Source organism: Schlesneria sp., assembly GCF_036405755.1.
GTDB lineage: Bacteria > Planctomycetota > Planctomycetia > Planctomycetales > Planctomycetaceae > Schlesneria > Schlesneria sphaerica.
Window position 1 is genome coordinate 1 of sequence record NZ_DASWWZ010000001.1, and the last position, 5,133, is coordinate 5,133.

Here is a 5,133-nt window from a genome sequence, read left to right on the forward strand (position 1 = left end):
CGCTGTTCCGAATATGGACGAAGTCGTGCGACTGGGTGTCGTCGGCCGCGCGGATCATGTTCCAGCCTCGATGCCCTCCGGCAGCGATGTCGGAACGATGAGTCTGTTTGGCTACGACCCGCTTGAGTTTCATACGGGACGTGCGCCACTGGAAGCCGCCGCCCAAGGGATCGAGTTGGGAGTGAATGACTGGTGCATCCGCTGCAACTTTGTCACGGTGGCCAACGGCGAGATGGTCAGCTTTACGGCAGAGCAAATCCCGACGGACCTCGCGCGAACGCTGATTGAGACGCTGCAACGTGATCAGTGCGGGAACGAGCACTGGAAGTTCTATGCGGGCGTGAGCTATCGCAACCTGCTGGTCTATCGTGCTCGTGACACGGTTGCTCCTTTCGGCAACAAGACACTCACCACTCCTCCCCACGACATTACGGGCCAGGGGATTGAACCCTATTTGCCGCAAGGCCCGGGGTCTGAACTTCTGCGTGAGTTGATGGAAAAGAGCGAGGGGTTGCTCGCCGGCTCTCCTGAGAACCAGCAACGGGCTGCTTCCGGAACGCATACCGCGACGCAGATCTGGCTTTGGGGGCAGGGGCAACGGCCGAATCTGACGCCGTTCTTGGAGCGATTCGGCCAGCGCGGGGCGGTCATCACAGCGGTGGACCTGCTACGCGGGATTGGCCGGCTCCTCGGCTGGAAAGTGATCGAAGTTCAAGGTGCCACGGGCTATCTCGACACGGATTACGCGGCCAAAGGACGCGCTGCAATTCAGGCACTCAAAGACGACGTGACTGATTTCATCGTCGTTCATGTTGAGGCCTCAGATGAAGCGTCGCATGAAGGGAAGGCGGACGAAAAAGTTCGGGCCCTGGAACAGATCGACCAGCATATTGTGGGGCCGCTACACGAGTATCTGCGCTCACAAGGTGAATACCGATTGCTGATCTGTCCTGACCATCCGACATTTCTGCGAACCAAGACGCACAGCCACGGCTACGTCCCATTTGCTTTGTGTGGCACGTCGATTACGGCGGATTCCGCTAAGACCTATGACGAAATCGCAGCAGCACAGTCTGCACTCCGTCTTGATCGCGGCTGCGAACTCATGAATCTGTTGTTCAGTCCGGCCCATGGCGGCACATAATTGGCCGCGTCAGGAAATCGTATTCAACCTGTGGAAATGCTGGAACCGCTGAGCTCAGTCTGCGAACGCCCTGCCGCTCGCAGACTGAGAATTTCGGCAAATAATCGATGTGACCTGATGTCTCGAAGTTAACGATCGACTGCGATTGTCGCTGCAGAGTTGCTAGCGGGGCTCTCCCTTCCCGGACTTTTCAATTTGCTTGCCTTCCTGGTAGAGCTCCTCCATCTCAGTCAAGCTGGCTGAATGAATATCGCGTCCCGTTTCCTTGAGGCGCCGCTCGATGTATTCGACCCGTCGCTGAAACTTGGCGTTGCTGGCTCGCAGCGCTTCCTCGGGGTTGATGTGCCAGCGTCGTGCGATATTGGCCACGACGAACAGGACGTCACCGATTTCGGATTCGATTCGGCGTTGCTGTTCCGCAGTGAATGGTTCCGGATCTGGCTCGACCGGAACATCCACGTTCGCTTCAACATGGGGAATCTTACCAGCCGGGAAGATTTCAAACGCCAGTTCCGTGATCTCTTCCTGGAGCTTATCGAACAACATGTTCCGGGTCGGAAAGTCATAGCCGACGCGAGCGGCTTTCTTCGATAGCCGGGCTGCACGGGCGAGTGCGGGCAGTTCGGCAGGTAATCCGTCAAAGATTGATTGCCGCGTCTTTTCTGATCGTTTGATTCGGTCCCAGTGCAGCGCGACGTCATTCGCGGTGCCGACCTTCACGTCACCGAACACATGCGGATGACGTCGAACGAGTTTGCGAGCAAGTACATCGACGACATCGTTGAGGTCGAACCGACCTTGATCGGCTGCAATCTGGCTATCGAGGAGAACCTGAAGTAGAACGTCCCCGAGCTCTTCCACAATCGCTCCGTCGTCGCCGGAGTCGATCGCTTCCAATAGCTCGTAGGTTTCCTCCAGCGTATAGGGCTTGATCGATTCCAGGGTCTGCTGGCGGTCCCAGGGACAGCCTTCCGGTGATCGCAGTTTTGCGATGATCTCGCAGAGTTCACTAAAGCGGGATCTCAGCTTCTCCAGGTCGGGCGGCACTCCTTCGGCGATCAAGGGTTGGAGTGAAGCAGGCTCGGTCGAGTCGGGCATGTTTTGTTCAACTGGAAAGAGAGGTTAGTCGATCCACGTCATAGAAAAGAGCGAGAGCAGAGTTTGGGAGCGCTTCGATCCCGCACCGCGAAACGCCATCGACAGGGTGATTCACGGGAGGAACCGAGTTGCCTTATGATGGGTCGACGGCATGTGCTTCCAGCCACGTTTTCAAGTCAGCGACCGACCGGAAGTCCAGCAGAGCAATGCCCAGGTCTTCGGCCTGTTCAAAAGAAAGCTGCTTGACCTGCAGTAGAACGTCGACGGGGATGTCACCGCAGAGTCGACTGAGCTGTCGAACCAGAATTGCACGTCCTTGCTCGAGTCCTTTCTCCAGGCCGCGTTCTTCCGCGTGTCGTTCAATGGAAGTGATGTACGGCATTTGCAGTTCCTTCTCGAAAGAAACCAGATCCAATTCAAACTGGCGCGTCAAATCCGGTCGCAGATGCATCATCCAGTCGATCAGACGGTAAAGCTCGCGTATCTCTCCCGCATTGTAACCGACGGAGTAAAGATTACGAATAAGCTGAGTTTTCGCATGAAACCGCTCTTCGGGATTTCCTGCCGTTCTCAACGCCGCGATTTGGGCTCGTGCCACTTGAACGGCCAGCGACGTGTCATCCGCCCAATCTGATTCCAGGTGGTCGATCACCTTGCAGACGGGGAACAAGCGGTAGCTGACAAAGCCGCCAAGTTCAAAGCGATGTTCACGCGGGCGCCACCGGGGATTGATATCCGCGAGGATCACTAGCGTGATGACTTCCTGCCGGAACGTCCATTTCAGGCCGGCATTGTACAGATCCAGTCGTTGTTCGAAGTCAGACTGGAACGCCGTCTGGATTTCCAGATGGCATAAGATCCACTGCTCCTTTCCATCGCGGAGCAGGACCTTGAACAGCAAGTCGACTTCCTGATTGCGTTGCCCTGCCTGTCCGATGATCTGGCTGATCTCTTTGTCGAGCCAGACGGGATCGCAAGACCAGTCAATCGACTGGGCGAGGGAAGGAAAGAACCTGCCCACAAATTGGGGCAGGTGCAACCGTAAGGCCTCTTTCCAAGCTCCATCGTAGTCACTGTCTTGACGCTCATGCGATTCGTCTGCATCGTCAATCATGACTATTCCTGCGGCATGTCAGGACTCGGAAACGATCTTGGCGATATCCACAAACTCGTTCTTGAGTGCTTTATACAGCCTGCCGAACATCGGATACGACTTCGTGTAAATCCTCTTGGCTTCGGCCTGAGGATCTGTGCTCGCGACGACTTTGACCATCGCTCCGCACGCTTCGACGACGGACTTGAACTTGCCCGTTCCGGCTGCCGCCAGGAGGGCCGCACCGAAGGCGGGGCCTTCTTCCGTATTAATCAGGCTGACGCGGCGACCATAAACATCGGCCTGCATCTGCCGCCAGAAATCGCTGCGTGCTCCCCCGCCGGACAGCCGGATTTCTCGGATTGGAATGCTCATCGAGTTGATGACTTCCAGTGAATCACGCAGAGCGTATGTCGCCCCCTCCATGATCGAGCGGATCATGTGGGAACGGCCGTGACGAAGACTGAGCCCGATCCAGCAGCCCCGGGCGTGAGGATCTGCGTGGGGCGTCCGTTCACCCGAGAGGTACGGCAGAAAATACAACCCCTCGCATCCCGGAGGAGCTTCCGCTGCCTGTTCTGTAATGAGATTGTACGGGTCAGTCTTCAGTCGTTTGCCGTCGGTCATTTCGGCTTGAGCCAACTGATTGCGGTACCACTGCAGGCTACCACCGGCAGAGAGAACCACACCCATGACGTGCCATTTGCCGCGCACAGCGTGGCAGAAGGTGTGAACTCGTCCTGCGGGGTCAATCTGGACCTCGTCGCTGTGAGCGAAGATGACTCCACTGGTCCCCATCGTTGCCGAGATGATGCCTCGTTTGACGATACCATTTCCGACGGCGCCGGCTGCCTGATCACCCGCACCCCCGACGACCGGGACACCTTTCTTCAGACCGAGCAGCTTGGCCGCTTCTTCGGTAAGAACACCAGTAATATCTTCCGATTCAAACACTTTCGGGAGAGCCGACATTTTGATGTCGAGACGGTCGATCAGCGGTTTGCACCATTCTCTGGCCCGTACGTCCAGGAGCAATGTCCCCGATGCGTCACTGGCATCGGTTGCAAATTCCTGAGTCATGCGGAAACGGATGTAGTCTTTCGGCAGCAGGATATGAGCGACCTTCGCGTAGTTCTTCGGCTCATGACTCTTCAGCCATACGATTTTTGGAGCCGTAAAGCCGGTGAGGGCAGGGTTCGCGACCATCTCGATCAGTTTGGCGCGGCCCCCGACCTTGTTTTCAATATCGATGCATTCCTGGGCCGTCCGCTGGTCGTTCCAGAGGATGGCGGGGCGAATCACTTCGTTCTGTTTGTCCAGAAACACACTGCCGTGCATCTGTCCGCTGAGTCCAATCCCGGCGACGTCATCGGCCTTGATCTTGCCGGATTTCAGAACCTTTTTGACGGTAATCTGAGTCGCTTCCCACCAGTCTTCGGGATTCTGTTCTGACCAGCCAGGCTTTGGGGATGAGAGTTCGTACTCTGAAGTGGCACTGGCCAGGATGGTGCCATCCTCACGCATGGCCAGAGTTCTTGTACCGCTTGTGCCAATATCGATCCCCAGAAAGACTGCCATCGTATGCGGTTCCTTGATTCGAGCGAACGGGTTATTGGCGGAGCGAGTTCAGGCAAAAACCTCAAAACGTCCCTCCTCCCCATCTCAAGCGGGCCGAAGGGGAGGTGTGAATTGGCAGGAGCTTGCGGTTAATGGACTCGAGCGTCCCAAACAATTGATAAACCTGCATTATATCGCGAATCGGGTGAACTCGCCACGCAGTCACTAACGCGTGACTGGA

Annotated in this window: 4 protein-coding genes; 1 reads left to right on the forward strand and 3 read right to left on the reverse strand. The window is 56.5% G+C overall.

The annotated features are described in order from the left end of the window. Positions 1–1,144, forward strand: a 1,144-nt coding sequence (locus VGE80_RS00005; RefSeq protein WP_440591228.1) for a cofactor-independent phosphoglycerate mutase, incomplete at its 5' end; no start/stop codon positions are given. A 162-nt stretch (positions 1,145–1,306) separates the two neighbouring features. Here VGE80_RS00005 and mazG read toward each other — a convergent pair. From mazG to xylB, 3 genes are all read right to left on the reverse strand, one after another. Beyond that, positions 1,307–2,242, reverse strand: coding sequence for a nucleoside triphosphate pyrophosphohydrolase (gene mazG, locus VGE80_RS00010; protein WP_440591229.1), 936 nt, complete (start codon positions 2,240–2,242; stop codon positions 1,307–1,309). A gap of 133 nt (positions 2,243–2,375) precedes the next feature. Beyond that, the gene (locus VGE80_RS00015; protein WP_440591230.1) at positions 2,376–3,356 is read right to left on the reverse strand and encodes a DUF4351 domain-containing protein; all 981 of its coding nucleotides are present in this window, start codon (positions 3,354–3,356) and stop codon (positions 2,376–2,378) included. A gap of 18 nt (positions 3,357–3,374) precedes the next feature. Beyond that, the gene (gene xylB / locus VGE80_RS00020) at positions 3,375–4,913 is read right to left on the reverse strand and encodes a xylulokinase (RefSeq protein ID WP_373651242.1); all 1,539 of its coding nucleotides are present in this window, start codon (positions 4,911–4,913) and stop codon (positions 3,375–3,377) included. Positions 4,914–5,133: the final 220 nt, after the last annotated feature.